At 45.6% G+C, this 640-nt stretch carries 2 protein-coding genes; one reads left to right on the top strand and one right to left on the bottom strand.

From position 1 onward, the window contains the following. Positions 1 to 353 (bottom strand): helix-turn-helix domain-containing protein (locus R8O10_RS25820; RefSeq protein ID WP_318192039.1); only part of this gene is annotated, 353 nt, incomplete at its 3' end. A gap of 169 nt (positions 354 to 522) precedes the next feature. Here R8O10_RS25820 and R8O10_RS25815 point away from each other — a divergent pair. Continuing rightward, on the top strand, positions 523 to 640 hold a 118-nt coding region (locus tag R8O10_RS25815), incomplete at its 3' end, for a UvrD-helicase domain-containing protein (RefSeq protein WP_318192040.1).

Here is a 640-nt window from a genome sequence, read left to right as displayed (position 1 = left end):
TTTCTTGTCGTGCAAGGTAACGAATCATATTGAACTCGATTACTGATGGCGTTTAAGTTGGAACCCGCCAAATTCCAGATGTTGAGCCACATGGTTCGATAGCGTTCCTTCAATGGCATGTCGTCATTAACACCCGCTTGCACTGCAGAGGCAATGCGTTTGGCTACGTTAAGACGTACTTCTTCCAATAGATGTTCTTTGTCTGAGAAATAGCGATAAATCGTCCCGGCGGCGACACCTGCTTCGTTGGCCAGCTTTTGCATAGAAAGCCCTTGAAAGCCAGACTCTGCAATTAACTGCTCCGCAGCGGCAAGTATTTGATCGCGTTTATCTACAGCAGGGTTGTCCGTCATAATCCTACTACCAGTGAATGAACGTTCATTCATTATAGCTTAAAGTCTGGTCTACTATGCAACAGAATGTTGCACCAATCGGGGTAAAATTTACGAGAAAATCACCGTAGCATTCAAAGAGCCACCCCTTTATCATAGGCGCCACATTTGTCACCCGCAGAGAATTTGTATGAAGCTGAACCCTAGACAAGATGAAGCCGTAAAATACGTGTCTGGTCCATGCCTAGTGCTTGCCGGCGCAGGCTCAGGTAAAACGCGCGTAATTACTAATAAAATTGCTTACTTGG

Origin of the sequence: Vibrio sp. 1727 (genome assembly GCF_033344415.1) — a bacterium.
Taxonomy (GTDB): domain Bacteria; phylum Pseudomonadota; class Gammaproteobacteria; order Enterobacterales; family Vibrionaceae; genus Vibrio; species Vibrio alginolyticus.
The sequence above is the reverse complement of the archived record's forward strand: the minus strand, read 5'-3'. Positions and strand labels throughout refer to the sequence as shown.